Source organism: Achromobacter mucicolens (assembly GCF_029866465.1).
Lineage (GTDB): Bacteria > Pseudomonadota > Gammaproteobacteria > Burkholderiales > Burkholderiaceae_B > Achromobacter > Achromobacter mucicolens.
This window is the reverse complement of sequence record NZ_CP123364.1, coordinates 178,059-202,632: the sequence shown is the minus strand read 5'-3', so window position 1 is coordinate 202,632 and position 24,574 is coordinate 178,059. Positions and strand designations below refer to the sequence as shown.

The window sequence follows — 24,574 nt, the reverse complement described above, 5'->3', positions numbered from 1 at the left end:
GGATACCATGGGAAAGATCACTGGCTTTATGGAATACCAGCGCCTGCAGGAGGCCTCCGAGGCCCCGCAGAAGCGGCTGAAGAACTGGCGCGAATTCGTGCTGCACCTGACCGACGACCAGGCCAAGCAGCAGGCGGCGCGCTGCATGGACTGCGGCATCCCGTTCTGCAACAACGGCTGCCCGGTCAACAACATCATCCCGGACTGGAATGACCTGGTGTACAAGCAGGACTGGCGCCGCGCGCTGGACGTCCTGCACTCCACCAACAACTTCCCGGAGTTCACGGGCCGCATCTGCCCGGCGCCCTGCGAAGCCGCCTGTACCTTGAACATCAACAGCGACGCGGTGGGCATCAAGTCCATCGAGCACGCGATCATCGACAAGGGCTGGGCCGAAGGCTGGGTGGCGCCGCAAGTGCCGGCGCGCAAGACGGGCAAGAAGGTCGCCGTCGTGGGCTCGGGCCCGGCCGGCATGGCGTGCGCGCAGCAACTGGCGCGCGCGGGCCACTCGGTGACGCTGTTCGAAAAGAGCGACCGCATTGGCGGCCTGCTGCGCTACGGCATCCCCGACTTCAAGCTGGAAAAGCACCAGATCGACCGCCGCATCTCGCAGATGGAAGCCGAGGGCGTGGAATTTGCGCCGTCGACCTACGTCGGCAACCCGAAGGATCCCGTGGCCGATGGCCTGACCGTGCGCACGCCGCAATCGCTGATGGCCGAATTTGACGCCGTGGTGATGAGCGGCGGCTCCGAGACGCCGCGCGACCTGCCGGTGCCTGGCCGTGAGCTGGAAGGCGTGTACTTCGCCATGGATTTCCTGCGCCAGCAGAACAAGGCCGTGGCGGGCGACCGCCTCACCAACCAGACGCTGGCCAAGGGCAAGCATGTGGTGGTGATCGGCGGCGGCGACACGGGTTCCGACTGCGTCGGCACCAGCAACCGCCACGGCGCGGCGTCGGTCACGCAGTTCGAACTGATGCCCCAGCCGCCAGAGTCCGAGAACAAGGCCATGACGTGGCCGTACTGGCCGCTGAAGATGCGCACGTCGTCCTCGCACGAGGAAGGCTGCGAGCGCGACTGGTCGGTGACCACCAAGCTGCTCAAGGGCGCCAACGGCAAGGTCGAAAAACTGGTCGGCGCGCGCGTCGAATGGTTCAAGGACGACGCCACCGGCCAGATGAAGATGCGCGAGGTCGAGGGCTCGGAATTCGAGATCAAGGCCGACCTGGTGCTGCTGGCCATGGGCTTCGTGTCGCCGGTGCAGAACGTGCTGGACGCGTTTGGCGTGGATCGCGACGGCCGCGGCAATGTGCGCGCCAACACCGACGACTACCGCACCAGCGTCGAAAAGGTCTTCACCGCCGGCGACATGCGCCGCGGCCAGTCGCTCGTCGTCTGGGCCATCCGCGAAGGCCGCCAATGCGCGCGTTCGGTCGACGCCTACCTCATGGGAAGCAGCGATCTGCCGCGTTGATCGCAACACGACCTATCAACGCCGCCGGTCGCCTTGCGCGGCGGCGGCGTTTGTTTTGGGCGGCGAAATCACACATTCCTGTTGCGGCATAACCACTTTCTGAAAGCGGTCTTTTCACGATTTGACACACGTCAAGTTGGGGGACAGGGCGGTCTGAGAACCTGTCGGCTCACCCCACACGGAAAGATCGGAGAAGAAAATGTTTTCGCTGAACGGGCGTATCCGCGCCACCGCCATTGCCGGTTTGATCGCTGCCGGCGCATTTGCCGCCCCCGCCCATGCCCACGAAGCGGGCGATGTGCTGTTCCGCGTGGGCGTGACGCAAGTCCGCCCCTCGCAAAACAATGGCTCGGTGCTCGACGGCAGCGTCAAGCTGGATGTGAGCAACAACGTGCGCCCCAGCTTCACCCTGGCCTACATGGCCACCCGCAACATCGGCATCGAACTGCTGGGCGCCTGGCCCTTCCAGCATGACGTCAACGGCAGCAACCTGGGCAAGATCGGCTCCACCAAGCAACTGCCCCCCACCCTCAGCCTGCAATGGCACATCCTGCCCGACAGCATGATCCAGCCGTACATCGGCGTGGGCATCAACTACACGCACTTCTTCGACACCAAGGGCGAAGGCGCGCTGAAGGGCTCGAACCTGAAGCTGGGCGATTCCTGGGGCGTGGCCGCGCAATTGGGCGCGGACGTCAAGATCAACGACCGCTGGTTCATGAACGCCGACATCCGCTACATCGACATCAAGTCCAAGGTGACGCTGGACGGCGAACGTGTCGGCACCGCCCGGATCGATCCGTGGGTGGCCACGCTGGGCGTCGGCTACCGCTTCTGATCGCGGCCCCTGACGATGCGCGCGGCCTCGCGCGCATCGGTCAATCCTGCGGCGCCTGCAGCCGGCTCCGCAGGGCCTGCAACGCCGGCGTGTCGTCATCGGCACGCCAGACAAGCTGGGTCAGCGCCTGCCCGTGGGGACCCGACAGCCCCCCCACGCGCACCGAATGCTCCGCCCCCAGCACCGCCAGCACCGACCGCGGCACGATCGCCACGCCGGTCCCCGCGGCCACACACGCCACGATGGCGTGATACGACGCAAACTCCATCACCTTGTCCGGCGCAATGCCTTCCTGGTTCAACCACGACTCCAGGATCCGCCGGTACGAGCAGCCCGCCGCAAACGCGATGACGCTGCGGTTGACCAGATCTTTCGCGCTGCCGATAGGCGCCCAGGCCAGCGGCGAGATCAGCGCCAATTCCTCCTTGAACGCATCCATCGCCGCCAGGCCGTCCGCGGGAAAGGGCTGCGCCACGAACGCAGCCTCGATCTCGTAATTGCGCACCTTTGCGGCCAGCGCGCCCGACGTGCCGGTGACCAGTTCGATGCGCACCTTGGGCCAAGCCTCGTGATAGGCCGCCAGGATGGGCGGCAGGCGGGCGGCCGCCGTGCTTTCCATGGTGCCGATGCGCAGCACGCCTTGCAGGGCGCCTTCCCGGACGGCCGATTGCGCCTCGTCGGACAGGCGCAGCAGCCGGTCCGCATAAGAAAGCAGCACCCGGCCCTGATCCGACAGCACCAGGCGGCGGTTCTGCCGCCGAAAGAGCGGCGTTCCCAGCGACGTCTCCAACTGCTTCAGGCGCGTCGAGACGTTGGACTGGACACGGTTCAGGTGCGCGGCGGCGCGCGCCACCCCGCCCTGGTCGGCAACCGTCTTGAAGATCTGCAACGCGTCGAGATCCAAGTTTCTCATTTTGGGAACTCACGTTCTTAATAATTCACTATTCAAGATATTAGTACAGCCGTAGAGTTGGGCCATGTCAACGCCTGCTTACCCTTCCCTCGACCCCTCGGCCAGCGCCACCCGTCTGGCGTGGCCCGCGGCCCTTGCGCTGGCGGCCGCCATGGGCATCGGACGCTTTGCCTTCACGCCGGTGTGGCCGTTGATGGCGCAGGAGTCTGGTCTGTCGCTCGCGCAGGGCGGCTGGATGGCGTCGGCCAATTACGCGGGCTACCTGCTGGGCGCGCTGGCGGCCATCGTCTGGCCCGTGCGCCGGTTGCGCGCCACGCTGGCGGCCAGCCTGGCCGCGGTGGCCGCCCTGACGCTTGCCATGCCGCTTGTGAACAACGTGGCCGGCTGGTCGGCGCTGCGGCTGGCCGCGGGCTATGCCAGTGCCAGCGCCTTCATCTGCGTGGTGGCGTGGCGGCCGGTTCCCGCCGGCGACGCGCGCGAGGCCTCGGTATCCGCGGTGACGTATGCCGGCGTGGGCGCGGGCATCGCGCTCACGGGGCTGGCCTGCCTGGCCCTGATGGGCTGGGGCGCGGGCGCCGACCTGACCTGGTCCGCGCTGGGCGTCCTGGCGCTGGCGCTGTCCGCGGCGGCGGGGACTGGCCTCACCCGGCAATCGCCCCCGGTCCGCCAGACGGGCGCCGGCGCGCCACCGGCGCGGCTGCCGCAGGGCATTGCCGTGCTGTCGCTGCACTACGGCGTTTTCGGGGTGGGTTACATCATCCCCGCGACCTTCCTGCCCGCCATGGCCAAGGAGCTCTTTCCCAATCCGGCGATCTTCGGGTGGGCGTGGCCGATTTTCGGGATGGCTGCGGCGCTGTCCTGCCTGCTGGTACCCCGGCTGGCGCGGGGCCGTGACGACCGGCAAGTGTGGCGCGGCGCGCAGGCGCTGATGGCGGCCGGCATGCTGGCCGTGGCGCTGTGGCACCACATTGCCGCCGTGATTCTGGCGGCGCTGCTGGTGGGCGGCACCTTCATGGTGATCACGCAGGCGGGCATGTTGACCGCGCGCCGCCGGTCGGGCGCGGCGGGGCCACGGGCGGCGGCCATCATGACGGCGGCGTTCGCTGCCGGGCAGATCCTGGGCCCGCTGCTGGCCTCGTGGGCGGCGCGCTGGGGCGCCGGATTGCCGCAGGTGTTGGCTGCCAGCGCGGCGCTGCTGGCGCTGTCGGCCTGGGGGCTGGGAAAAGTCACGACAGAGGGCAATGGCGCTGGGCATAATGCCATCGGCCCCTCGGGCCAATCACACAGCAATTAAAAAGCAGGAAAAGAGGAGTCCCCAGCATGAAAGCACTACGCCCCCTGATTGCCGCCCTGGCCGCCACCGCCGCCTTTGGCGGCGCCGCCCAGGCCCAGACCGCCGAATGGCCCGCCAAGCCGGTGACCATGATCGTCCCCTATGCCCCCGGCGGGTTTGCCGACACGCGCGTGCGCCTCCTGGCGCGCAAGCTTGGCGAGTCGCTGGGCCAGCCCGTCGTGGTCGAGAACAAGGCGGGCGCCGGTGGCGTGGTTGGCACCAACCTCATCGCCAAGGCGGCGCCGGACGGCTACACGATCGGCACGGGCAACCTGGCCCCGATGGCGGTCAACCCGTCCCTGATGAAGGAAATGCCCTACAACCCGCAAAAGGACTTGGCGCCGATCATCCTGATCGAGAACAGCCCCCTGGTCCTGAGCGTGAACAACGAACTGCCGGTCAAGACGCTGGCCGACCTGATCGCGCTGGCCAAGAAGCAGCCGGGCAAGCTGACTTTCGGTTCGTCCGGCGTGGGTGGCGCGCACCACCTGTCGGGCGAGATGTTCCGCGAGCAGGCCAAGATCGACATCATCCACGTGCCCTACAAGGGCGGCAGCCTGGCCGCGACCGACCTGATGGGCGGCCACATCTCGATGATGTTCGAAATGGGCTACTCCGCGCTGCCCGCCATCCAGGGCAACAAGATCCACCCGATCGCCGTCACGTCCGCCAAGCGCCTGGCCGTGCTGCCCGACGTGCCCACCATGGCCGAATCGGGCCTGCCGGGCTTCGAGTCCTACAACTGGCAGGGCATCGTCGCGCCGGCCGGCACGCCCGCGCCGATCATCGCCAAGCTGAACGCCGAGTTCAACCGCATCCTGAAGGAACCGGATGTGCAAAAGGCCATCGCCGACACCGGCAGCCAGGCCGGCGGCGGCACGCCCGAGGAATTCGCCGCGTTCATCAAGAGCGAAAGCGAAAAATGGGCGCACGTCATCAAGGCTGGAAACATCCAGCTTCAATAACCTCCCAGGAGTTTTCCCATGGCTTCCCCTCTGATTGAACTGCTCAAGCTGGACCATCCCATCATCCAGGCGCCCATGGCGGGCGGTGCCACCACGGTGGAACTGGTGGCCGAGGCATCGAAGGCGGGCGCCCTGGGATCGCTTGGGGCGGCTTACATGACGCCCGAACAGATCGACGCGGCGGCCGCGGCGATCCGTGCGCGCACGGACCGCCCGTTCGCCATCAATCTGTTCGCATCCGTGCCGCAGCAACCCATGACGGGCAATGCGGACGCGATGCTGGCCCTGATGGCCCGCTACCACGAGCAACTGGGCCTGCCCGCCCCCGAGGCGCCCGGTCCGCAGACCGACCCGCTGGCGGGCCAGCTCGAGGCCATCCTGCAGATCCGTCCCGCCGTCCTGAGCTTCACCTTCGGCCGCCTGCCGGCCGAGGCGGTGGCGCGCTGCCGCGAGCTGGGCATCCTGACCGTGGGGACGGCCACCACGGTGCGCGAGGCCCAGACGCTGGAGCAGGACGGCGTGGACGCCATCGTGGCGCAAGGCGCCGAGGCCGGCGGCCACCGCGGCACCTTCATGGATGCCTTCGAGGCGTCCCTGATCGGCACGATGGCCCTGGTGCCTCAGGTGGCCGACGCCGTCTCGGTGCCGGTCATTGCGTCGGGCGGCATCATGGACGGGCGCGGCATCGCGGCCGCCATTGCGCTGGGCGCCGGCCTGGTTCAAATGGGGACGGCCTTTCTCACGACGGACGAGTCCGGCATCAGCGAGGCCTACAAGGCCGTCCTGCCCGCCTCCCGCGCTGAACAGTCCCGGGTCACCCGCGCCTTTTCCGGCCGCCCCGCGCGGGGCATCGCCAACGCCTTCATGCGGGACGCGGACGCCATCGGCGGCGACATCCTGCCGTATCCGCTGCAGAACGCGCTGACGCGCCCGATGCGCACGGCAGGCGGCAAGAGCGGCAACATCAACGTCCTGTCCCTGTGGGCCGGCCAGGGTGCGCCGCTGGCGCGGCGGGAATCGACGGCGGATTTGATCCAGCGTCTGGCCCGGGAAACCGCGGCGGCGCGTGCACGTCGCTGAAGGAACAAGGCGGGGCCGTTAAAAAAGGGTGTCTGACACCCGGGTCAGAGGCGTTTGCGCTGGGCTGGCGTTTCAGGGGTGTCAGACACCCGTGGCGCCCAGGAAGATGGCAGCCAGCCGCCCGCCGGATTGTCCGTGGAATTGAAAACACTGTTCCACGTGCGGCCGGTCCGATTGTGATTGCACAGCGTCGGGCTACAATGGCGCCTCGCCGCCGGGAGCCGACGCTTGAGCTCGTCCCCGGCATCTGAGTAACAGGGCGCTTCCCGACGCAGCCTGTCTTGCCCGCGCCGGCCAGGTTCTCCGGCCCGCTTGCCGGCAGGACAGCACGGCAAGCTCCGCCGCCGAAACTCCCTTTCGTTGCCCATGTCCGCTCAAACCAGCAGCACCCCGGAATTCGCCCTGCGCCTGGAAGGTGTGGCGCTTGGCTACGGTGATTTCACCGTCTTGCGCGATATTTCCATGGACGTCCGGGCGGGCCAGGTGGTGGCAGTCATGGGTGGGTCGGGCTCCGGCAAGACCACGCTGCTGCGCGCGGCCACCGGCCAGATCACCGCCCAGCAGGGCCGCGTCCTGGCGTTCGGCCAGGATATCGGCGCCGCCTCCCGCTCGGAAGTGCAAGCCCTGCGCAAGCGCATGGGCGTGCTGTTCCAGCAGGGCGCGCTGTTCACCGACCTGAACGTGTTCGAGAACGTGGCCTTTCCCCTGCGCGAGCACACGCGCCTGCCCGAGGCCGAACTCACCGACCGTGTGCTCGACAAGCTGGATGCCGTGGGCCTGCGCGCCGCCGCGCACCTGAAGGTCTCGGAAATCTCGGGCGGCATGGCCCGGCGCGTGGCGCTGGCCCGCGCCGTGGTCCTGGAACCCGAGCTCATCCTGTACGACGAACCCTTCGCGGGGCTGGACCCGATCTCGCTGGGCATCACCGCCCGCCTGATCCGCAGCCTTGCCGACCGCCTGGGTTGCGCCTCGGTGCTGATCACCCACGACGTGCAGGAATCCTTTGCCATTGCAGACCAGGTCTACCTGGTGGGCCGCGGCCAGCTCGCCGCCTCCGGCACGCCGCAGATGCTCGCGGCCTCGCCGGACCCCTACGTCCAGCAATTCCTGAAAGGCCAGCCGGACGGCCCGGTTGCATTCCAATATCCCGAAACTCCCGCCTTCCAGAAGTGGCTGTCGCAACAGAAAGGGCGCAAAGCATGAGCGGATCCAACAACGCCATCGCCGTGCTGGGCCAATGGGTGCGTTCCCACGTCGTCGGCATCGGCTATTTCACCCGGTTCTTCGGCGCCATGCTGGCGCGCAGCGGCATCGCGCTGTCCCGCCCGCGCCTGGTGTCGCAGCAGGTCCACTTCATCGGCAATTATTCGCTCCTGATCATTGCCGTCTCCGGCATGTTCGTGGGCTTCGTGCTGGGCCTGCAGGGCTACTACACGCTGAACCGCTACGGCTCCGAAGAGGCCCTGGGCCTGCTGGTGGCCCTGTCGCTGGTGCGCGAGCTGGGGCCGGTGGTCACCGCGCTGCTCTTTGCGGGCCGCGCCGGCACCTCGCTCACGGCCGAGATCGGCCTGATGAAAGCGGGTGAACAACTGTCGGCCATGGAAGTCATGGCCGTGGACCCGATACGCCGGGTGCTCGTGCCGCGCCTGTGGGGCGGCATCATCGCCATGCCCATCCTGGCCGCGGTGTTCTCCATGGTGGGCATCCTGGGCGGCTGGGTCGTGGGCGTGCTGCTCATCGGCGTGGACGCCGGCGCCTTCTGGTCGCAGATGCAGAACGGCGTCGATGTATGGAAAGACGTCGCCAACGGCGTCATCAAGAGCGTCGTCTTCGGCGTCACGGTGACGCTGGTGGCGCTCTACGAAGGCTGGCAGGCCAAGCCCACCCCCGAAGGCGTTGCCCGCGCCACCACGCGCACCGTGGTCGTGGGCTCGCTGGCGGTGCTGGGGCTGGACTTCCTGCTCACCGCCTTGATGTTTGGAAATTGATACGGATCGATCATGTCACGCGAAAAAACCGACTTCTGGGTAGGCCTGTTTGTATTGCTCGGCGCGATCGCGCTTGGATTCCTGGCGTTGCGCGCCGGCAACTTGAGCACCTTTTCCTTTGCCCCGACCTATACCGTGACCGCCAACTTCGATAACGTAGGCGGCCTCAAGGTGCGCGCGCCGGTCAAGAGCGCCGGCGTGGTGGTGGGCCGGGTCACGAACATTTCCTTCGACGACAAGACCTTCCAGGCCATCGTTTCGGTCGATCTGGAAACGGCATACCAGTTCCCCAAGGACTCGTCGGCCGCCATCCTGACCTCGGGCCTCCTGGGCGAGCAATACCTGGGCCTGACCGCCGGAAGCGAGGAAGATAACTTTACCGACGGCGGAAAAATCCGCTATACACAAAGCGCCGTGGTCCTGGAGCAGCTGATCAGCCAATTCCTGTACGGGTCGGCGGAAAAGCAGGGCACGACCGCCGCGCCGGAAGGCGCTCCCAAGGCGCAGGATTAAAGGCCCGGCACAAACAAGCCGTTACTACGCTGCGTCTCGCGGTCGCGATAACAAAAGAATGTTGATAGGGATACCCGGATCATGAATAAGAAAGCTATTTCCCGAATTGCCACCGTCGCAGCGGCGGGCGCGCTGATGGCCGGCTGCGCCGCACCCAAGAATCCGGATCCGCGCGACCCCTGGGAAGGCTTCAACCGCGGTGTCTACCAATTCAACGACACGGTCGACCGCGCGGTGTTCAAGCCGGTCGCGCAGGCCTACACGTTCGTGACGCCGCAGCCCGTGCGCAGCTGCATCCACAACATCTTCAGCAACGTCGGCGACCTGTGGTCCGGCACCAACAGCTTCCTGCAGGGCCGCGGCCACGACTTCGTGAACACGCTGGGCCGCTTCCTGTTCAACACGACCATGGGCGTGGGCGGCTGCTTTGACGTCGCCTCGGCCAATGGCGCGCGCAAGATCCCCAACGATTTCGGCACGACGCTCGGCGTCTGGGGCTTCAGCCAGGGTCCGTACCTGGTGCTGCCGTTCTTCGGCGCCTCCAGCGTCCGTGACGGCGTCGGCCTGGTCGGCGACCTGTACGGCACCACCTACGGCTACATGGGCGTGGACTCGATCGACAACGTCCGCCTGCGCAATTCGCTGTGGGGCCTGCGCATCGTCGATACGCGCGCCAACCTGCTCGACACCACCGACACCATCGACCGCGTGGCGCTGGACCCGTACAGCTTCGTGCGCGACGCCTTCCTGCAACGCCGCGCCGCCATGGTCCTGGGCCATCGCGTGGATGACGAAGGCTCGCTGCCCAACTACGAAGACGACGGCGACGACGCCCCCGCCGCACCCGCGCCGGCCCCCGTGCCTGCACCGCAACCCGCGAACAAGTAAGCTGTCGGATTGCGCTTTCGGTACTGAAGGAGATTTGATGCGATTTTCCGTTCCCTCCCTGTTGCAGCGGCTGATGTTCGCGGGCCTGCTGGGCTTGTCCGCCGCCACGGCCGCGTCGGCCGCACAAGCCAAGCCGGATCCCAACGGCCCGCCCGAACAATTCGTGCTGGCTGCCGCCAACGAGGCCCTGGATGTCCTGAAGGCTGACGGCGCGGTCCGGGCCGGCAACACCGCCCGCATCAACCAGGTCGTCGACCAGCACATCCTGCCGTACGTCAACTTCCAGAAGACGACGCGCCTGGCCGCCGGCCGCTACTGGCGCCAGGCCTCCGACCAGCAGAAAACGGCGCTGGCCGAGGCTTTTCGCGGCACGCTGATCCGCACGTACAGCGGCGCGCTGACCCGCGTCACGTCCAGCACCACCATCACCGGCCTGCCGTTCCGCGGCGATCCCAAGGCCGACGACGTGGTCGTGCGCACGCTGATCAGCCAGTCCAACAGCCAGCCGGTGGGCGTGGACTACCGCCTGGAAAAGACCCCGCAGGGCTGGAAGATCTACGACATGAACGTCGAAGGCATCTGGCTGATCGAGAACTACCGCAACCAGTTCGCCCAGCAGATCAACCAGAACGGCATCGACGGCCTGATCCAGGCGCTGAACCAGCGCAACAAGTAAAGACCCGTTCAGGCTCAGCCCGGCCCGGCGCGTCCCCTCGGGGGTCCGCCGGGCCGATTGTTTTTGGGGACGCAACAAGCGGGGCGTCCCCTTTGCCACCGGGGCCATCAGGGCTCCTGCCGCACCGCGCTTATATAATGGTCAATTCGCTCTTTCCGGGCCATCTCCCCCCGTCATGTCTGCCGTCAGCCTAGAAAACGTCTCCAAGATCTACTCGCCGCGCCAGCGCGGCTGGCAGAAACTGCTCGGGCGCGCGCCCCGGCCCGGCTTTCAGGCGCTGGACAACGTCAGCCTGAACATCGAGCATGGCGAGTTCTTCGGCCTGCTCGGTCCCAACGGCGCCGGCAAAACCACGCTCATCTCCATCCTGGCGGGCCTCGCGCACGCCACCTCGGGCCGCGCCACCGTCTGTGGTTACGACGTCGTGGCCGACTACAAGTCTGCGCGGAGGGCGCTGGGCGTCGTGCCGCAGGAATTGGTCTATGACCCGTTCTTTACCGTGCGCGAGACGCTGCGGATCCAGTCCGGGTATTTTGGCCTGCGCAAGAACGACGACTGGATCGACGAGATCCTGTTCAACCTGGGCCTGGCCGACAAGGCCAATTCCAACATGCGGGCGCTGTCCGGCGGCATGAAGCGCCGGGTGCTGGTGGCGCAGGCGCTGGTGCACCGCCCGCCCGTCATCGTGCTGGACGAGCCGACCGCGGGCGTGGACGTGGACCTGCGCCGCACGCTGTGGGAGTTCATTTCGCGGCTGAACAAGGCCGGCCACACCATCATGCTCACCACGCACTACCTGGAAGAGGCCGAGGCGCTCTGTAACCGCATCGCCATGCTCAAGGGCGGGCGTGTCGTGGCGCTGGACACCACCCAGGCGCTGCTTGCCCGCGTGGGCGGCGTGGACCTGGAAGACGCCTTCGTGCGCATCATGCACCAGGACGACGAGCCCGGCGCGCGCGCCCTGCAACCCGAAGAGATCTCATCATGACCCAGCCCGCCACGCCTGCCGGCCAGCCGCTGGTGCAGCCCCGCCTGGACGCCGGCTCCGGCTTTCCGACCCTGCTGCGCAAGGAATTGCTGCGCTTCTGGAAGGTCAGCTTCCAGACCATTGCCGCGCCCGTCATCACTGCGCTGCTGTACCTGCTGGTCTTCGCGCATGTGCTGGAAGGGCGCGTCACGGTGTACGGCACCGTGCCCTACACGTCGTTCCTGATCCCCGGGCTCATGATGATGAGCATGCTGCAGAACGCGTTCGCCAATCCGTCCTCGTCGCTCATCCAGAGCCGCATCACCGGCAACCTGGTGTTCATGCTGCTGCCGCCGCTGTCGCACCGGGACATCTTCGGCGCCTACGTGCTGGCCGCGATCGCGCGGGGTCTGGCGGTCGGCCTGTGCGTGTGGGCCGTGGCGCTGTTCTTCGTGCCGCTGGCGCCCGCGCATCCGCTGTGGGTGCTGGTCTTTGCAGTGATGGCGTGCGGCATCATGGGCACGCTGGGGCTGGTCGCGGGCCTGTGGTCCGAAAAATTCGACCAGCTCGCGGCCTTCCAGAACTTCCTGATCATGCCGGCCACCTTCCTGTCCGGCGTGTTCTATTCCATCCATACGCTGCCGCCGTTCTGGCAAAGCGTCTCGCACTGGAACCCCATCTTCTACACCATCGACGGATTCCGCTACGGATTCTTCTCGGTGTCGGACGTCTCGCCCTGGCACAGCCTGGCGGTGGTGACGGCGGTGTTCCTTGCGCTCTCCGCTTACGCGCTGCGGCTTCTGGCCAGCGGCTACAAACTCAGGAACTGACGTCCATGCTTCCCACTCCCGCGCAAGTCCGCCAATACATCGCTGACGGCCTGCCCTGTGAACATCTCGACGTGCAGGGCGACGGGTCGCATTTCGACGCCGTCATCGTCAGCACGGCCTTCGAAGGCAAGCGCCTGATCCAGCGCCACCAGCTCGTCTACGCCGCGCTGGGCGACCGCATGAAAGCCGAGATCCACGCCCTGTCGATGCGCACCCTGACCCCCGCCGAATACCAGAAAGCGGGCGAATGATGGACAAGCTTCGCATTACCGGCGGCGCGCGGCTGCATGGCGAGATCTCGATTTCCGGCGCCAAGAACTCGGCCCTGCCGATCCTGTGCGCGGGTCTGCTGACCGCCGACACGCTGGTGCTGTCCAATGTGCCGCGCCTGAACGACACCGGCACCATGCTGCGCCTGCTGGCCCGCATGGGCGTGCGTGCCGAACGCGCCGACGACGGCATCGTCACGCTGCAGGCCGGCAACGTCGACAGCCTGGAAGCGCCGTACGACCTGGTCAAGACGATGCGCGCCTCGATCCTGGTGCTGGGCCCGCTGGTCGCGCGGTTCGGCGAGGCCCGCGTCAGCCTGCCCGGCGGCTGCACCATCGGCCAGCGGCCGGTCGACCAGCACATCAAGGGCCTGGCCGCGCTGGGTGCTGAAATCAGCATCGAGCACGGCTTCGTGGTGGCGCGCGCCAAGCGCCTGAAGGGCGCCTCCATCCGTACCGACATGGTCACGGTCACCGGCACGGAAAACCTGCTGATGGCCGCCGTGCTGGCCGAGGGCCGCACCGTGCTGGAAAACGCCGCGCGCGAGCCCGAAGTGGTGGACCTGGCGGAACTGCTCATCAAGATGGGCGCCCGCATCCAGGGCCACGGCACCGACCGCATCGTGATCGACGGCGTCGAGCGCCTGCACGGCGCCGAACACCGCGTCATCTCCGACCGCATCGAAGCCGGCACCTTCCTGTGCGCGGTGGGCGCGGCCGGCGGCGACATCCTGCTCAAGAACGCGGATGCCGACATCCTGGGCGCCACGCTGGACAAGCTGACCGGAGCGGGCCTGACCATCGAGACCGGTCCCGGCTGGATCCGCGGCGCGATGGACAAGCGCCCCAAGGCCGTGGGTTTCCGCACGCACGAGTACCCGGGCTTTGCCACCGACATGCAGGCCCAGCTGATGGCGCTGAACACCGTGGCCGACGGCACGTCGGTCATCGTCGAGACCATCTTCGAGAACCGCTACATGCACGTGCAGGAACTGCGCCGCATGGGCGCCCAGATCGACATCGACGGCCACACCGCTGTCGTGCGCGGCGTGCCGCGCCTGTCGGGCGCAACGGTCATGGCGACCGACCTGCGCGCCTCGGCCAGCCTGGTCATCGCCGGCCTGGCCGCCGATGGCGATACGCTGGTCGACCGCATCTACCACCTGGATCGCGGCTACGATCAGATGGAAGTGAAACTGCGCGCCCTGGGCGCGGATATCCAACGAGTTACCGGCAAGGAACAGGCTCAATGAGCAATGCCTCCGTCACCCCCCTGACCCTGGCGCTGTCCAAGGGCCGCATCTTCGAAGAGACCATGCCGTTGCTGGCGGAAGCCGGCATCGAAGTCCCCGAGAACCCCGAAAGCTCGCGCAAGCTCATCCTGCCCACCAGCGATCCCGGCCTGCGCCTGATCATCGTGCGCGCCTCGGATGTGCCCACCTACGTGCAGTACGGCGCGGCCGACCTGGGCATCGCGGGCAAGGACGTGCTGATCGAGCACGCCAAGGAACAGCCCGGCGGCCTGTACCAGCCCATCGACCTGAACATCGCCAAGTGCCGCCTGGCCGTGGCCGTGCGCAACGGCTTTGACTACGACGCCGCGGTCCACCAGGGCGCGCGCCTGCGCGTGGCCACCAAGTACGTGCAGTCAGCCCGTGAACACTTCGCGGCCAAGGGTGTGTACGTGGACATCATCAAGCTGTATGGTTCGATGGAACTGGCGCCGCTCGTCGGCCTGGCCGATTGCATCGTCGACCTGGTGTCCACCGGCGGCACGCTGCGCGCCAACGACCTGGTCGCCGTGGAAGACGTCATGCCGATCTCGTCGCGCCTGATCGTCAACCAGGCCGCCCTGAAAACCCGCGGCGACCGCCTGCAGCCGCTGCTGGACGCCTTCGCAAGAGCGGCCTCCCGCAACGTCTGACTCCCGCCCGCCGCGCCCGGCGCGGCGGCCGATACCGTTACCTGCTTTGCTCCATGACGCCATGGCCCTGATCAATCGTCTCGACTCCCGCGATCCCGGATTCAAATCCGCCCTGTCCAAGCTGCTGGCCTTCGAGGCCACCGAGGACGAATCCATCGACCGCGCCGCCGCCAGCATCCTGGCCGACGTGCGCACCCGCGGCGACGCCGCGCTGGTGGAATACACGCAGCGGTTCGACCGCATGCCGGACGCGGCAGCGCATACGCTGGAGATCCCCAAGGCCGATTGGCATGCGGCCCTGGCCGGATTGCCGGCCGCGCAGCGCAATGCGCTGGAAGCCGCCGCCGACCGCGTGCGCGCCTACCACGAGCGCCAGCGCGCCGAGACCTGGACCTACACCGAAGCCGACGGCACGCTGCTTGGCCAGCAGGTCACGCCGCTGGACCGCGTGGGCCTGTACGTGCCCGGCGGCAAGGCCGCGTATCCGTCGTCCGTGCTGATGAACGCCATTCCGGCCAAGGTCGCGGGCGTGCAGGAATTGGTCATGGTCACGCCCACGCCGGACGGCGTGCGCAACCCCATCGTGCTGGCCGCGGCCGCCATCGGCGGCGTGGACCGCGTGTTCGCCATCGGCGGCGCGCAGGCCGTGGGTGCGCTGGCCTATGGCACCGGCACCGTGCCGGCCGTGGACAAGATCGTCGGCCCGGGCAATGCCTACGTCGCGGCCGCCAAGCGCCGCGTGTTCGGCGTGGTCGGGATCGACATGATCGCCGGCCCCAGCGAAATCCTGGTCATCTGCGACGGCAAGACGCCGGCCGACTGGATCGCGATGGACCTGTTCTCGCAGGCCGAGCACGACGAGCTCGCCCAGTCCATCCTGCTCTGTCCCGACGCCGCCTTCATCGAAGAGGTCGAAGCGGCCATCGCCCGCCTCTTGCCCACCATGCCGCGCGCCGACATCCTGCGCGTCAGCCTGGCCAACCGCGGCGCGCTGATCCTGGTGCGCGACCTGGAAGAAGCCTGCCAGATCGCCAACGACATCGCCCCCGAGCATTTGGAAATCTCCACCGAGCAGCCCGAAGTCTGGACCGCCCGCATCCGCCACGCCGGCGCCATCTTCATGGGCCGCTTCAGCTCGGAAGCCCTGGGCGACTACTGCGCCGGCCCGAACCACGTGCTGCCCACCTCGCGCACGGCGCGCTTCTCGTCGCCGCTGGGCGTGTATGACTTCCAGAAGCGTTCCAGCCTGATCCAGGTCTCGCACGCCGGCGCCCAGACGCTGGGACGCATCGCCGCCGAACTGGCGCTGGGCGAGGGCTTGCAGGCGCATGCCGCAAGCGCCCAGTACCGGGTCGACAAGGCATGAGCGCGGGCCCGGCGGACGTCGCCGGCCGCGTCAAAGGCACCGTCCGCGCCGACATCCGCGAGCTGGCGGCGTACCCCGTTGCCCATGCCGAAGGCTGCATCAAGCTGGACGCCATGGAATGCCCGTACGAGTTGCCCGAAGCCGTGCGCGATGACATCGCGCGCGCCGTCCGCGACACGCCGCTGAACCGCTATCCGTCCGCGGATCTCTCCGCGCTGCAAGCCGCCGTCAAGACGGCCTTCGGCGTGCCCGATGGCGCGGACGTGCTGTTTGGCAACGGCTCGGACGAGCTCATCCACCTGATGGTCCAGGCGTGCTGCAATCCGGGCGACGTGGTGCTGTCGCCCTGGCCGTCGTTCGTGTACTTCGACATGGCCGCGCGTTTTGACCACGCGCGTTTCGTGGGCGTGCCGCTGACCGATGACCTGACCCTGGACCTGCCGGCCATGCTGGCGGCCATCGGCCAGCATCAGCCTAAGCTGGTGTTCCTGGCCACGCCCAACAATCCCACGGGCGGTCTCTGGTCGCGCGAGGACGTGGACGCCATCATCCAGGCCGCGCCGGGGCTCGTGGTGATCGACGAGGCCTACCAGCCGTTCGCGGACTACACCTGGATGCCGCGCGTGCTGGAGGCGCCCAACGTGGTCGTCATGCGCACCGTGTCCAAGATCGGCCTGGCGGGGCTGCGCTTTGGCTACCTGGCCGGCGATCCGGCCTGGATCGCCGAGCTGAACAAGGTGCGCCCGCCCTACAACCTGAACGTGCTGACGCAGGCCACGCTGCAGGCCGTGCTGCGGCACAAGGCCGTGCTGGACGAACAGGCGGCCCGGCTGCGTGCCGACCGCGAGCCATTGGCCGCGGCGCTGGCGCAATTGCCCGGCGTCAGGGTATTCCCTTCCGCGGCCAATTTCATTCTGGCCCGCTTTTCCGGCAAGCTCGACGGCAACGCCGTGCATCTTGCCCTGAAAACGCGCAAAATATTGATTCGCAACTTCTCCAATGCCCACCCGCTGCTGGCCAACTGCCTGCGCATCTCGGTGGGCGCCCCGGCCGAGAACGCCGCCTTGCTATCCGCCCTGCAAGAGATCTTGAGTGCTTAACATGCGTACCGCAGAAATCACCCGCAACACCAACGAAACCCGCATCCGCGTGGCCATCAACCTGGATGGCACCGGCAAGCAGACGATCGACACGGGCGTGCCCTTCCTGGATCACATGCTGGACCAGATCGCGCGTCACGGCCTGATCGACCTGGACATCAAGGCCGAAGGCGACCTGCACATCGACGCGCATCACACGGTGGAAGACGTGGGCATCACGCTGGGCATGGCCATCGCCAAGGCCGCGGGCACCAAGGCCGGCCTGCGCCGCTACGGTCACGCTTACGTGCCGCTGGACGAAGCGCTGTCGCGCGTGGTGGTGGACTTCTCCGGCCGTCCCGGCCTGGAATATCACATCCCGTTCACGCGCTCGCACATCGGCAGCTTCGATGTGGACCTCACGCGCGAATTCTTCCAGGGCCTGGTCAATCACGCGCTGATCACGATGCACATCGACAACCTGCGCGGCTTCAACTCGCACCATCAGGCGGAAACCGTGTTCAAGGCCTGTGGCCGCGCGCTGCGCATGGCGCTGGAAGTCGACCCGCGCATGGGCGACGTCGTGCCGTCCACCAAGGGCGTGCTGTAAGGTACGCAACCCAGGCAAGCCATCCCCTTCGCACCGCACCAGGCAGACAGAAGTGACCACTATCGCCATCGTCGACTACGGAATGGGCAATTTCCATTCCGTCGCACGCGCCCTGAAATACGCCGCGCCTGACGCCGACATCCGCATCTGCAACCAACCCCAGGAAATCGCCGCCGCCGACCGCGTGGTGTTTCCGGGCCAGGGCGCGATGGCGGACTGCATGCGCACCCTGAACGAATCCGGACTGCGCGACGCCGTCGTGCGCGCCGCCCGCGAAAAGCCCCTGCTGGGCGTCTGCGTGGGCGAACAGATGCTGTTCGACGCCAGCGAAGAAGGCGCCACCACCTGCCTGGGCCTGTTCCCGGGCGTCGTGCGCCGCTTTTCCGGCCCCGGCTTTGCCGACCTGATCCCCGCCGACGACGAAGCCTGCCTGGCCGACACGGGCGCGGCAGGTCTGGCGGACACCCGCCCCGAGCGCCTGAAGGTGCCGCACATGGGCTGGAACAAGGTCCGCCACACCCGGTCTCACCCGATCTGGGAAGGCATTCCGGACGACTCGCACTTCTACTTCGTCCATAGTTATTACGCCGATCCGGCCGATCCGGGCCTGACGGTTGGTGAAACCGATTATGGCGTCACCTTTACCTGCGCGGTGGCGGCAGCTAACATTTTCGCGGTGCAGTTCCACCCCGAAAAGAGCGCCGAGCACGGTTTGCGCCTGTATCGCAATTTTGTAGACTGGCAGCCGTAGGCCCCGAGCCCCGTGCGCCAACCCGTTCAACCCCATTTTTTTTCTCGCTGCCAACCATGCTGCTGATCCCCGCCATCGATCTCAAAGACGGGCGTTGCGTGCGCCTGCGCCAGGGTGACCTGGACGATGCAACGGTGTTCTCCGAAGACCCCGCCGCCATGGCCACCCGCTGGCTTGACCAGGGCGCCCGCCGCCTGCATCTGGTCGACCTGAACGGCGCCGTTGCCGGCAAGCCCAAGAACGAAGCGCCCATCAAGGCGATCCTGGACGCCGTCGGCGACGACATTCCCGTCCAGATCGGCGGGGGCATCCGTGACCTGGACACCATCGAGCGCTACCTCGACGCCGGCATCTCCTACGTCATCATCGGTACGGCCGCCGTCAAGAATCCGGGCTTCCTGCAGGACGCCTGCGGCGCTTTCCCCGGCCAGATCATCGTCGGCCTGGACGCCCGCGACGGCAAGATCGCCACCGATGGCTGGAGCAAGCTGACCCGCCACGACGTGCTGGATCTGGCCAAGAAATTCGAAGACTACGGCTGCGAAGCCATCATCTACACCGACATCGGCCGTGACGGCATGCTGTCGGGCGTCAACGTCGAAGCCACCGTACGCCTGGCCCAGCACGTGCGCATTCCCGTGTACGCCTCGGGCGGCATCGCCGGCATCCAGGACATCGAGGCGCTGTGCGCCGTCGAGGAAGAGGGTGTCGAAGGCGCCATCCTGGGCCGCAGCATCTACGAAGGCACGCTCGACTTCCAGGCCGCGCAGGCGCGCGCCGACGAATTGGCAAAATGACCACATCCAGCAGCACCCCCGGGGCCGGCGCGACCATGCACAACGCGCTGACCCGCCGCATCATTCCCTGCCTTGACGTCACGGCCGGCCGCGTCGTCAAGGGCGTGAACTTCGTCAACCTGCTCGACGCGGGCGACCCCGTCGAGATCGCCCGCCGCTACAACGAGCAGGGCGCCGACGAACTCACGTTCCTGGACATCACCGCCACCAGCGACGGCCGCGACCTGATCCTGCCCATCATCGAACAGGTGGCCTCGCAGGTCTTCATTCCGCTGACGGTGGGCGGCGGCGTGCGCCAGGTGTCCGACATCCAGCGCCTGCTGAACGCCGGCGCCGACAAGATCAGCATCAACAGCGCCGCGGTGGCCAATCCCGATCTGGTTCGCGCGGCCTCGGACTACCACGGCTCGCAATGCGTGGTCGTGGCCATCGACGCCCGCCGCGTCTCCGCCGCCGGCGAACCGCCGCGCTGGGAAGTCTTCACGCACGGCGGCCGCAAGGCCACCGGCCTGGACGCCGTGGCATGGGCGCGCCGCATGGCCGCTTATGGCGCGGGCGAAATCCTGCTCACCAGCATGGACCGCGATGGCACCAAGTCCGGCTTTGACCTGGAACTGACCCGCACCGTCTCGGACGCGGTACCGGTGCCCGTCATCGCCTCCGGCGGCGTCGGCAACCTGCAGCATCTGGCCGACGGCGTCACCACCGGCCGCGCCAGCGCGGTGCTGGCCGCCAGCATCTTCCATTTTGGCCAGCATACCGTCGGCGAGTGCAAGCGCTTCATGGCCGAACAGGGCATCGCCGTACGATTGGACTGAACATGAGCAACGAACCTGCCTGGATGGCCGACGTCGTCTTCGACGAAAACGGCCTGATCCCCGCCATCGCCCAAGACGCCGAAAACGGCCAGATCATGATGGTCGCCTGGATGAACCGCGAATCGCTGGCCGAAACGGCCGCCACCGGCCGCGCGGTCTATTGGTCGCGCTCGCGCAAGCGTCTGTGGCGCAAGGGCGAAGAATCCGGCCATGTCCAGGAAGTGCATGAACTGCGCCTGGATTGCGACGGCGACGTGGTCCTCCTGAAGGTCCACCAGCAAGGCGGCATCGCCTGCCACACCGGCCGCGCCAGCTGCTTTTTCCGCCGCCTTGAAGGCCAGACCGACCATGCGTCGTGGGTCACGGTGGATCCGGTGCTCAAAGACCCGGAACTCATCTACAAATGACCGATCAGACCCTGACCGCCGCCGACATCCTGGCGCGCATTGCAGACACGCTGGAAACGCGCCGCCCGCAAAATGGCGGCGATCCCCAGGCTTCCTATACGGCCAAGCTGCTGGCCAAGGGCCCCGACGCCTTTTTGAAGAAGATCGGGGAAGAAGCCACGGAACTGGTCATGGCCGCCAAGGATGGCGTGCCCGACCGCATCGTCAGCGAAACCGCCGATTTGTGGTTCCACTGCCTGGTGGCGCTGACGCATTTCAACCTGCGGCCTGAAGACGTGCTGGCCGAGCTGGCACGCCGCGAGGGCCTGTCGGGCCTGGTGGAAAAGGCAAGCCGCCCGAAAGACTGACCACGGAAACCAAACCCATGAGCGACAACTGCCTTTTCTGCAAGATCGCCGCCGGCGACATCCCGTCCAAGAAGGTCTACGAGGACGAGGACTTTGTTGCATTTCACGATATCAATCCGGCCGCGCCGGTCCATTTACTGCTGATTCCTCGACGTCATGTCACATCCATGCAGGATATTACGGGCGAGGACGCAGATTGGTTGGGTAGAATGATGTCGTTGGCGCCGCGGCTTGCCGCCGAAAACGGTTGCCGTCCGGGCCCCGATGGCGGATTTCGCATCATGATCAACTCTGGCGTCGAAGGCGGCCAGGAAGTCCCGCATCTGCATTTCCACATCATCGGCGGCTCGCGTCCCTGGAAAGGGCGCGTGGCCCCCACTGCGTAATTCGGAGAATCATCATGGGTAGTTTCAGCATTTGGCATTGGTTGGTCGTCCTGGTCATCGTCGCGCTGATTTTCGGCACCAAGAAGCTGCGCAACATCGGCGGCGATCTGGGCGGCGCGGTCAAGGGTTTCAAGGACGGCATGAAAGAAGCCAACAGCGACAAGCCCGCCGAACCGGTCACGCAGCAGCGCGTTGCCGGCGACACCATCGACGTGCAGGCCAAGGAAAAGTCCAACTCCTGAGCGTCAGCCAGTCTCCCTCCGGGCCAGCCCTGAACGGGCCGGCCCTTATTGCTTCAATTCCCGAGCGGCCGTCGAATGTTTGATGTCAGCCTCACTGAACTGATGGTGATCGGCGTCGTCGCCCTGATCGTCATCGGCCCCGAACGCCTGCCCAAGGTTGCCCGCACCGTCGGTCACCTGCTGGGGCGCGCGCAGCGTTACGTCAATGACGTCAAGTCCGATATCCAGCGCGAAATCGAACTCGACGAACTCCGCAAGTTCAAGACTGAAATGGAAGACGCGGCCCAGGGCGTGCAGCAATCGCTGAACGAGACCGGCGCCTCGCTGCAGGAACCCGTGCAGCAGTTCCGCGCCGAATTGGACGAAGTCGCCCGCGAAGCCAGCGGCAAGGCCGCTCCCGCCTCACCGGCCACGGCGACTGCCACGCAGGCGCCCGCCGCGGACACGCCCGCCGAGCCCGCGCGCACGATCGCCCCGCCCAGCCAGAACCACAATCTGGATCTGGACCTGCCTGCCGCCGAGCCCGCCCCCGTGCCCAACGCCGACCCGCGCCCGGCCGCCCCCCAACAACAACCCGCCCCGGCGCCCAGCGCGACCGCGGCTGACGTCGCCGCGCCTGCCGCCAAGCCCGTCTCGCCTTCCGGAACTTCGTCGTGACCCAGGACGCAACCCAAGAAGAAGGCCAGCAAGAGACCTTCATCTCCCATCTGGTCGAGCTGCGCACCCGTCTGCTGCGCGCTGTCGGCGCCGTGGTGGCGGTGTTCATCGTGCTCTTCATCTATCCCGGCGCGTCGGCCATCTACGACGTGCTGGCCGCGCCCATGCTGGCCTCGCTGCCCGAAGGCACCCGCATGATCGCGACCGGCGTCATCACGCCGTTCATGGTGCCCGTCAAGGTCACGATGATGGCCGCGTTCATCCTGGCGCTGCCGGTGGTGCTTTACCAGGCCTGGGCCTTCGTGGCGCCCGGGCTGTATCGGCACGAAAAACGCCTGGCCTTGCCCCTCATCGTTTCCAGCACGCTTCTCTTCATCGCGGGCATGGCGTTTTGCTATTTCGTGGTGTTTCGCACGGTGTTCCACTTCATCGCCACGTTCGCGCCGCAATCCATCACGCCCGCGCCTGACATCGAGGCCTATCTCAGCTTCGTCATGACGATGTTCCTGGCTTTCGGCATCACGTTCGAAGTGCCCGTGGCCGTCGTGCTGCTGGTCAAGATGGGGGTAGTCGAGCTCTCCAAGCTGAAGTCCGCGCGCGGCTACGTGGTCGTGGGCGCCTTCATCATCGCGGCCGTGGTCACCCCGCCCGACGTGGTCAGCCAGTTCATGCTGGCGGTGCCGCTTTGCCTGCTCTACGAGGTCGGACTGATCTGCGCCCGCATGGTCACACCCAAGGAAAGCGCGTCGGAGGACGACGCAGCGTCGGACTCCCTGACCGAACGCCACTGAACCCGGGCGCACAGCCATCCAAACGGTCCGCATAAAAGCGGACCGTTTTACCTTGTCGGCCTCTGACCGCAGTCCTACATTGCAGTGATGTCGCTTTCTCAAAGACTGCGCACCCTCATGCGGTGGCGCGGCATCCATAGCCAGAACCAGCTTGCGCGCCTGTCGGGCGTGCCGCAGTCCTGCATTCATCGCATCCTTACACGCGAAGACCGCTATTCGCCCGCCCGCAATACGCTCGTGCGCCTGGCGCACGCCCTGGGCACCAGCGTGCCGTGGCTGACAGATGGCGTGGTGCCCGCCGCCGCGTCCGGGGCCCACCCCGCGCCCCGGCTGCCAGACGCCGCAGCCAATGGCGTCGATGGCTACTGCGCCGAAATCTGCGCGCGGCTTGCGCCGCAACCCGACAGCACCAAGCGGCTGATCCTGGCCCTGGTGCGCGAACTGTCCGACAAGCCCGGCACCGGCATCAGCCCCGGCGCCGCCCGTGCGGCGGCGCGTAAATGCGCCTAGCGCGGCTTGCCCGGCCGCGTACCAACCACCACCGCCAGCTCCGCGGGCTTGCCGCCGCGCAATATGCCCAGCGCGGCCCGCTGGCCGGGCGGCAACTGCGCAATCTCCGATAGCAGGCTGGTCGTCTCCGCCACCCGCTTGCCATTGACCGACTGCACGATGTCGCCCACGCGCAAGCCGCCGCGCGCGCCCGGACCATCGCGCATGACGCCAGCGATGATCACCCCCGTCGTGTCGCGCGGCAACGCAAAGGCCCGCGCCAGTTCCGGCGTCACGTCCTGCGGCTCCACGCCCAGCCAGCCGCGCTTGACCGAACCGGTCTTGACGATATCGTCCATCACCTTGCGCGCAATCTCGATCGGCGTCGCAAACCCGATGCCCATCGACCCGCCAGATTCCGAATAGATGGCGGTATTGATGCCCACCAGATTGCCGTAGGCGTCCACCAGCGCGCCGCCCGAGTTGCCGGGGTTGATCGCCGCGTCGGTCTGGATGAAGTTCTCGTAGGTATTCAGGCCCAGGCCATTGCGGCCCAGCGCCGACACGATGCCCTGCGTCGTCGTCTGACCCACGCCAAACGGGTTGCCGATCGCCAGCACCACGTCGCCCACCCGCAGGCCTTTGTCGGACGCCAGCGTCGCGGCGGGCAGCTCGCGCAGGCTGGACAACTTGAGCACCGCCAGGTCCGTGTCCGGATCCGCGCCCACGACCTTGGCCGTGTCGCGCCGCCCGTCGCGCAGCGCCACCTCGATGGCGTCCGCGGCCTGCACCACGTGATAGTTGGTCAGCACGTAGCCGTCCGCGTTCACGATCACGCCCGAGCCCAGGCTGGTCGAGGCCTCCCGGCGGCTCGCGCCCGGCATCTGTCCAAAGAGCTGGCGCAGCACCGGGTCATCGGGCAGCGGGATCAACGGCACGTTCACGTGTTTGGTGGTGAATACGTTCACCACCGAAGGCGCCGCCTTCGCCACGCCGTCCGCGTACGACACCGCGCCTACGTCGCCGGCGGGCGCGCGCACGGGCGCCGCTGTGGCCGGCAGGACCGCGCCGGGCCCGTTCACCCGCAGCAGGTCGGGCCGCAACGTCGTCACCACGAATAGAATACCCAGGCAGACCGTGACGGCCTGAGCAAAGATCAGCCAATATCGGCGCATG

At 67.1% G+C, this 24,574-nt stretch carries 30 protein-coding genes; 28 read left to right on the top strand and 2 right to left on the bottom strand.

The window, feature by feature from the left end; all coding sequences use genetic code 11:
• Positions 1-7 precede the first annotated feature (7 nt).
• Entirely contained in the window at positions 8-1,474 is a 1,467-nt protein-coding gene (locus QEP15_RS00965; protein ID WP_056320351.1) for a glutamate synthase subunit beta, read from the top strand.
• Positions 1,475-1,673: 199 nt separating this feature from the next.
• Complete coding sequence (locus QEP15_RS00960; protein ID WP_062840189.1) at positions 1,674-2,312, top strand: OmpW/AlkL family protein; 639 nt, start codon at positions 1,674-1,676, stop codon at positions 2,310-2,312.
• A 40-nt stretch (positions 2,313-2,352) separates the two neighbouring features.
• On the opposite strand, the gene QEP15_RS00955 is transcribed toward QEP15_RS00960, so the two are convergent.
• Complete coding sequence (locus tag QEP15_RS00955) at positions 2,353-3,225, bottom strand: LysR family transcriptional regulator (protein ID WP_175156366.1); 873 nt, start codon at positions 3,223-3,225, stop codon at positions 2,353-2,355.
• A 64-nt stretch (positions 3,226-3,289) separates the two neighbouring features.
• On the opposite strand from QEP15_RS00955, the gene QEP15_RS00950 reads away from it, so the two are divergent.
• The 26 genes from QEP15_RS00950 to QEP15_RS00825 all read left to right on the top strand — a co-directional run bounded on the left by QEP15_RS00950 (position 3,290) and on the right by QEP15_RS00825 (position 23,419).
• Positions 3,290-4,519, top strand: coding sequence for a YbfB/YjiJ family MFS transporter (locus QEP15_RS00950; protein ID WP_279989871.1), 1,230 nt, complete (start codon positions 3,290-3,292; stop codon positions 4,517-4,519).
• Between the two features lie 26 nt (positions 4,520-4,545).
• Positions 4,546-5,523: a Bug family tripartite tricarboxylate transporter substrate binding protein gene (locus tag QEP15_RS00945; RefSeq protein WP_062840186.1), complete on the top strand. Its 978-nt coding sequence runs from the start codon at positions 4,546-4,548 to the stop codon at positions 5,521-5,523.
• Between the two features lie 18 nt (positions 5,524-5,541).
• Complete coding sequence (locus QEP15_RS00940) at positions 5,542-6,603, top strand: NAD(P)H-dependent flavin oxidoreductase (protein WP_152383141.1); 1,062 nt, start codon at positions 5,542-5,544, stop codon at positions 6,601-6,603.
• Between the two features lie 366 nt (positions 6,604-6,969).
• Entirely contained in the window at positions 6,970-7,806 is an 837-nt protein-coding gene (locus tag QEP15_RS00935) for an ABC transporter ATP-binding protein (protein WP_280148316.1), read from the top strand.
• A complete protein-coding gene (gene mlaE / locus QEP15_RS00930; RefSeq protein ID WP_280148315.1) occupies positions 7,803-8,591 on the top strand; it encodes a lipid asymmetry maintenance ABC transporter permease subunit MlaE in 789 nt (262 codons plus the stop codon). Before QEP15_RS00935 ends, mlaE begins: the two co-directional genes overlap by 4 nt.
• Positions 8,592-8,603: 12 nt before the next feature.
• Positions 8,604-9,104, top strand: a complete 501-nt coding sequence (gene mlaD, locus QEP15_RS00925) for an outer membrane lipid asymmetry maintenance protein MlaD (protein WP_056320371.1) — start codon at positions 8,604-8,606, stop codon at positions 9,102-9,104.
• Positions 9,105-9,185: 81 nt separating this feature from the next.
• Positions 9,186-9,992 carry an MlaA family lipoprotein gene (locus tag QEP15_RS00920; RefSeq protein WP_056320374.1) on the top strand — a complete coding sequence of 269 codons (807 nt, stop codon included), beginning with the start codon at positions 9,186-9,188 and terminating at the stop codon, positions 9,990-9,992.
• Between the two features lie 37 nt (positions 9,993-10,029).
• Entirely contained in the window at positions 10,030-10,668 is a 639-nt protein-coding gene (locus QEP15_RS00915; protein ID WP_056320376.1) for an MlaC/ttg2D family ABC transporter substrate-binding protein, read from the top strand.
• A gap of 175 nt (positions 10,669-10,843) precedes the next feature.
• On the top strand, positions 10,844-11,656 hold the full coding sequence (locus QEP15_RS00910) for an ABC transporter ATP-binding protein (protein WP_056320378.1): 813 nt from the start codon (positions 10,844-10,846) through the stop codon (positions 11,654-11,656).
• Positions 11,653-12,465 (top strand): ABC transporter permease, encoded by an 813-nt coding sequence (locus tag QEP15_RS00905; protein WP_056320380.1) that lies wholly within the window; start codon positions 11,653-11,655, stop codon positions 12,463-12,465. Before QEP15_RS00910 ends, QEP15_RS00905 begins: the two co-directional genes overlap by 4 nt.
• A 5-nt stretch (positions 12,466-12,470) precedes the next feature.
• Complete coding sequence (locus tag QEP15_RS00900) at positions 12,471-12,716, top strand: BolA family protein (RefSeq protein ID WP_056320382.1); 246 nt, start codon at positions 12,471-12,473, stop codon at positions 12,714-12,716.
• Entirely contained in the window at positions 12,716-13,987 is a 1,272-nt protein-coding gene (murA, locus tag QEP15_RS00895; RefSeq protein WP_280148877.1) for a UDP-N-acetylglucosamine 1-carboxyvinyltransferase, read from the top strand. The genes QEP15_RS00900 and murA overlap by 1 nt, the downstream gene beginning before the upstream one ends.
• Positions 13,984-14,658, top strand: coding sequence for an ATP phosphoribosyltransferase (hisG, locus tag QEP15_RS00890; protein WP_056320385.1), 675 nt, complete (start codon positions 13,984-13,986; stop codon positions 14,656-14,658). Before murA ends, hisG begins: the two co-directional genes overlap by 4 nt.
• Before the next feature lie 61 nt (positions 14,659-14,719).
• On the top strand, positions 14,720-16,024 hold the full coding sequence (gene hisD / locus QEP15_RS00885; protein WP_175156358.1) for a histidinol dehydrogenase: 1,305 nt from the start codon (positions 14,720-14,722) through the stop codon (positions 16,022-16,024).
• Positions 16,021-17,124 (top strand): histidinol-phosphate transaminase, encoded by a 1,104-nt coding sequence (gene hisC, locus QEP15_RS00880; protein ID WP_179690782.1) that lies wholly within the window; start codon positions 16,021-16,023, stop codon positions 17,122-17,124. Before hisD ends, hisC begins: the two co-directional genes overlap by 4 nt.
• A gap of 1 nt (position 17,125) precedes the next feature.
• Positions 17,126-17,713 (top strand): imidazoleglycerol-phosphate dehydratase HisB, encoded by a 588-nt coding sequence (gene hisB, locus QEP15_RS00875; RefSeq protein ID WP_008160445.1) that lies wholly within the window; start codon positions 17,126-17,128, stop codon positions 17,711-17,713.
• 52 nt (positions 17,714-17,765) lie between these two features.
• Entirely contained in the window at positions 17,766-18,464 is a 699-nt protein-coding gene (gene hisH / locus QEP15_RS00870) for an imidazole glycerol phosphate synthase subunit HisH (protein WP_062840181.1), read from the top strand.
• A 56-nt stretch (positions 18,465-18,520) separates the two neighbouring features.
• A complete protein-coding gene (gene hisA / locus QEP15_RS00865; RefSeq protein ID WP_006224535.1) occupies positions 18,521-19,261 on the top strand; it encodes a 1-(5-phosphoribosyl)-5-[(5-phosphoribosylamino)methylideneamino]imidazole-4-carboxamide isomerase in 741 nt (246 codons plus the stop codon).
• Complete coding sequence (gene hisF, locus QEP15_RS00860; RefSeq protein WP_180099734.1) at positions 19,258-20,079, top strand: imidazole glycerol phosphate synthase subunit HisF; 822 nt, start codon at positions 19,258-19,260, stop codon at positions 20,077-20,079. Before hisA ends, hisF begins: the two co-directional genes overlap by 4 nt.
• Positions 20,080-20,081: 2 nt before the next feature.
• Positions 20,082-20,486 carry a phosphoribosyl-AMP cyclohydrolase gene (gene hisI, locus QEP15_RS00855; RefSeq protein ID WP_056320398.1) on the top strand — a complete coding sequence of 135 codons (405 nt, stop codon included), beginning with the start codon at positions 20,082-20,084 and terminating at the stop codon, positions 20,484-20,486.
• Complete coding sequence (locus tag QEP15_RS00850) at positions 20,483-20,833, top strand: phosphoribosyl-ATP diphosphatase (RefSeq protein ID WP_062840179.1); 351 nt, start codon at positions 20,483-20,485, stop codon at positions 20,831-20,833. Before hisI ends, QEP15_RS00850 begins: the two co-directional genes overlap by 4 nt.
• Before the next feature lie 17 nt (positions 20,834-20,850).
• Positions 20,851-21,219, top strand: a complete 369-nt coding sequence (locus tag QEP15_RS00845; RefSeq protein ID WP_056320402.1) for a histidine triad nucleotide-binding protein — start codon at positions 20,851-20,853, stop codon at positions 21,217-21,219.
• Positions 21,220-21,233: 14 nt separating this feature from the next.
• Complete coding sequence (tatA, locus tag QEP15_RS00840; RefSeq protein ID WP_056320404.1) at positions 21,234-21,461, top strand: Sec-independent protein translocase subunit TatA; 228 nt, start codon at positions 21,234-21,236, stop codon at positions 21,459-21,461.
• 75 nt (positions 21,462-21,536) lie between these two features.
• A complete protein-coding gene (gene tatB, locus QEP15_RS00835; protein WP_175156356.1) occupies positions 21,537-22,118 on the top strand; it encodes a Sec-independent protein translocase protein TatB in 582 nt (193 codons plus the stop codon).
• The gene (gene tatC, locus QEP15_RS00830; RefSeq protein WP_253854393.1) at positions 22,115-22,909 is read left to right on the top strand and encodes a twin-arginine translocase subunit TatC; all 795 of its coding nucleotides are present in this window, start codon (positions 22,115-22,117) and stop codon (positions 22,907-22,909) included. The genes tatB and tatC overlap by 4 nt, the downstream gene beginning before the upstream one ends.
• A gap of 87 nt (positions 22,910-22,996) precedes the next feature.
• On the top strand, positions 22,997-23,419 hold the full coding sequence (locus QEP15_RS00825) for a helix-turn-helix domain-containing protein (RefSeq protein WP_253854391.1): 423 nt from the start codon (positions 22,997-22,999) through the stop codon (positions 23,417-23,419).
• Here QEP15_RS00825 and QEP15_RS00820 read toward each other — a convergent pair.
• Positions 23,416-24,573, bottom strand: a complete 1,158-nt coding sequence (locus tag QEP15_RS00820) for a trypsin-like peptidase domain-containing protein (protein WP_253854389.1) — start codon at positions 24,571-24,573, stop codon at positions 23,416-23,418. The genes QEP15_RS00825 and QEP15_RS00820 overlap by 4 nt on opposite strands.
• Between the last annotated feature and the right edge of the window lies 1 nt (position 24,574).

Excerpts from the sequence above, each read along its gene's own strand:
- QEP15_RS00965 (WP_056320351.1), top strand. The coding sequence starts at position 8 with ATGGGAAAGATCACTGGCTTTATGGAATACCAGCGCCTGCAGGAGGCC.
- QEP15_RS00960 (WP_062840189.1), top strand. The coding sequence starts at position 1,674 with ATGTTTTCGCTGAACGGGCGTATCCGCGCCACCGCCATTGCCGGTTTG.
- QEP15_RS00955 (WP_175156366.1), bottom strand. The coding sequence starts at position 3,225 with ATGAGAAACTTGGATCTCGACGCGTTGCAGATCTTCAAGACGGTTGCC.
- QEP15_RS00950 (WP_279989871.1), top strand. The coding sequence starts at position 3,290 with ATGTCAACGCCTGCTTACCCTTCCCTCGACCCCTCGGCCAGCGCCACC.
- QEP15_RS00945 (WP_062840186.1), top strand. The coding sequence starts at position 4,546 with ATGAAAGCACTACGCCCCCTGATTGCCGCCCTGGCCGCCACCGCCGCC.
- QEP15_RS00940 (WP_152383141.1), top strand. The coding sequence starts at position 5,542 with ATGGCTTCCCCTCTGATTGAACTGCTCAAGCTGGACCATCCCATCATC.
- QEP15_RS00935 (WP_280148316.1), top strand. The coding sequence starts at position 6,970 with ATGTCCGCTCAAACCAGCAGCACCCCGGAATTCGCCCTGCGCCTGGAA.
- mlaE (WP_280148315.1), top strand. The coding sequence starts at position 7,803 with ATGAGCGGATCCAACAACGCCATCGCCGTGCTGGGCCAATGGGTGCGT.
- mlaD (WP_056320371.1), top strand. The coding sequence starts at position 8,604 with ATGTCACGCGAAAAAACCGACTTCTGGGTAGGCCTGTTTGTATTGCTC.
- QEP15_RS00920 (WP_056320374.1), top strand. The coding sequence starts at position 9,186 with ATGAATAAGAAAGCTATTTCCCGAATTGCCACCGTCGCAGCGGCGGGC.
- QEP15_RS00915 (WP_056320376.1), top strand. The coding sequence starts at position 10,030 with ATGCGATTTTCCGTTCCCTCCCTGTTGCAGCGGCTGATGTTCGCGGGC.
- QEP15_RS00910 (WP_056320378.1), top strand. The coding sequence starts at position 10,844 with ATGTCTGCCGTCAGCCTAGAAAACGTCTCCAAGATCTACTCGCCGCGC.
- QEP15_RS00905 (WP_056320380.1), top strand. The coding sequence starts at position 11,653 with ATGACCCAGCCCGCCACGCCTGCCGGCCAGCCGCTGGTGCAGCCCCGC.
- QEP15_RS00900 (WP_056320382.1), top strand. The coding sequence starts at position 12,471 with ATGCTTCCCACTCCCGCGCAAGTCCGCCAATACATCGCTGACGGCCTG.
- murA (WP_280148877.1), top strand. The coding sequence starts at position 12,716 with ATGGACAAGCTTCGCATTACCGGCGGCGCGCGGCTGCATGGCGAGATC.
- hisG (WP_056320385.1), top strand. The coding sequence starts at position 13,984 with ATGAGCAATGCCTCCGTCACCCCCCTGACCCTGGCGCTGTCCAAGGGC.
- hisD (WP_175156358.1), top strand. The coding sequence starts at position 14,720 with ATGGCCCTGATCAATCGTCTCGACTCCCGCGATCCCGGATTCAAATCC.
- hisC (WP_179690782.1), top strand. The coding sequence starts at position 16,021 with ATGAGCGCGGGCCCGGCGGACGTCGCCGGCCGCGTCAAAGGCACCGTC.
- hisB (WP_008160445.1), top strand. The coding sequence starts at position 17,126 with ATGCGTACCGCAGAAATCACCCGCAACACCAACGAAACCCGCATCCGC.
- hisA (WP_006224535.1), top strand. The coding sequence starts at position 18,521 with ATGCTGCTGATCCCCGCCATCGATCTCAAAGACGGGCGTTGCGTGCGC.
- hisF (WP_180099734.1), top strand. The coding sequence starts at position 19,258 with ATGACCACATCCAGCAGCACCCCCGGGGCCGGCGCGACCATGCACAAC.
- hisI (WP_056320398.1), top strand. The coding sequence starts at position 20,082 with ATGAGCAACGAACCTGCCTGGATGGCCGACGTCGTCTTCGACGAAAAC.
- QEP15_RS00850 (WP_062840179.1), top strand. The coding sequence starts at position 20,483 with ATGACCGATCAGACCCTGACCGCCGCCGACATCCTGGCGCGCATTGCA.
- QEP15_RS00845 (WP_056320402.1), top strand. The coding sequence starts at position 20,851 with ATGAGCGACAACTGCCTTTTCTGCAAGATCGCCGCCGGCGACATCCCG.
- tatA (WP_056320404.1), top strand. The coding sequence starts at position 21,234 with ATGGGTAGTTTCAGCATTTGGCATTGGTTGGTCGTCCTGGTCATCGTC.
- tatB (WP_175156356.1), top strand. The coding sequence starts at position 21,537 with ATGTTTGATGTCAGCCTCACTGAACTGATGGTGATCGGCGTCGTCGCC.
- QEP15_RS00825 (WP_253854391.1), top strand. The coding sequence starts at position 22,997 with ATGTCGCTTTCTCAAAGACTGCGCACCCTCATGCGGTGGCGCGGCATC.
- QEP15_RS00820 (WP_253854389.1), bottom strand. The coding sequence starts at position 24,573 with ATGCGCCGATATTGGCTGATCTTTGCTCAGGCCGTCACGGTCTGCCTG.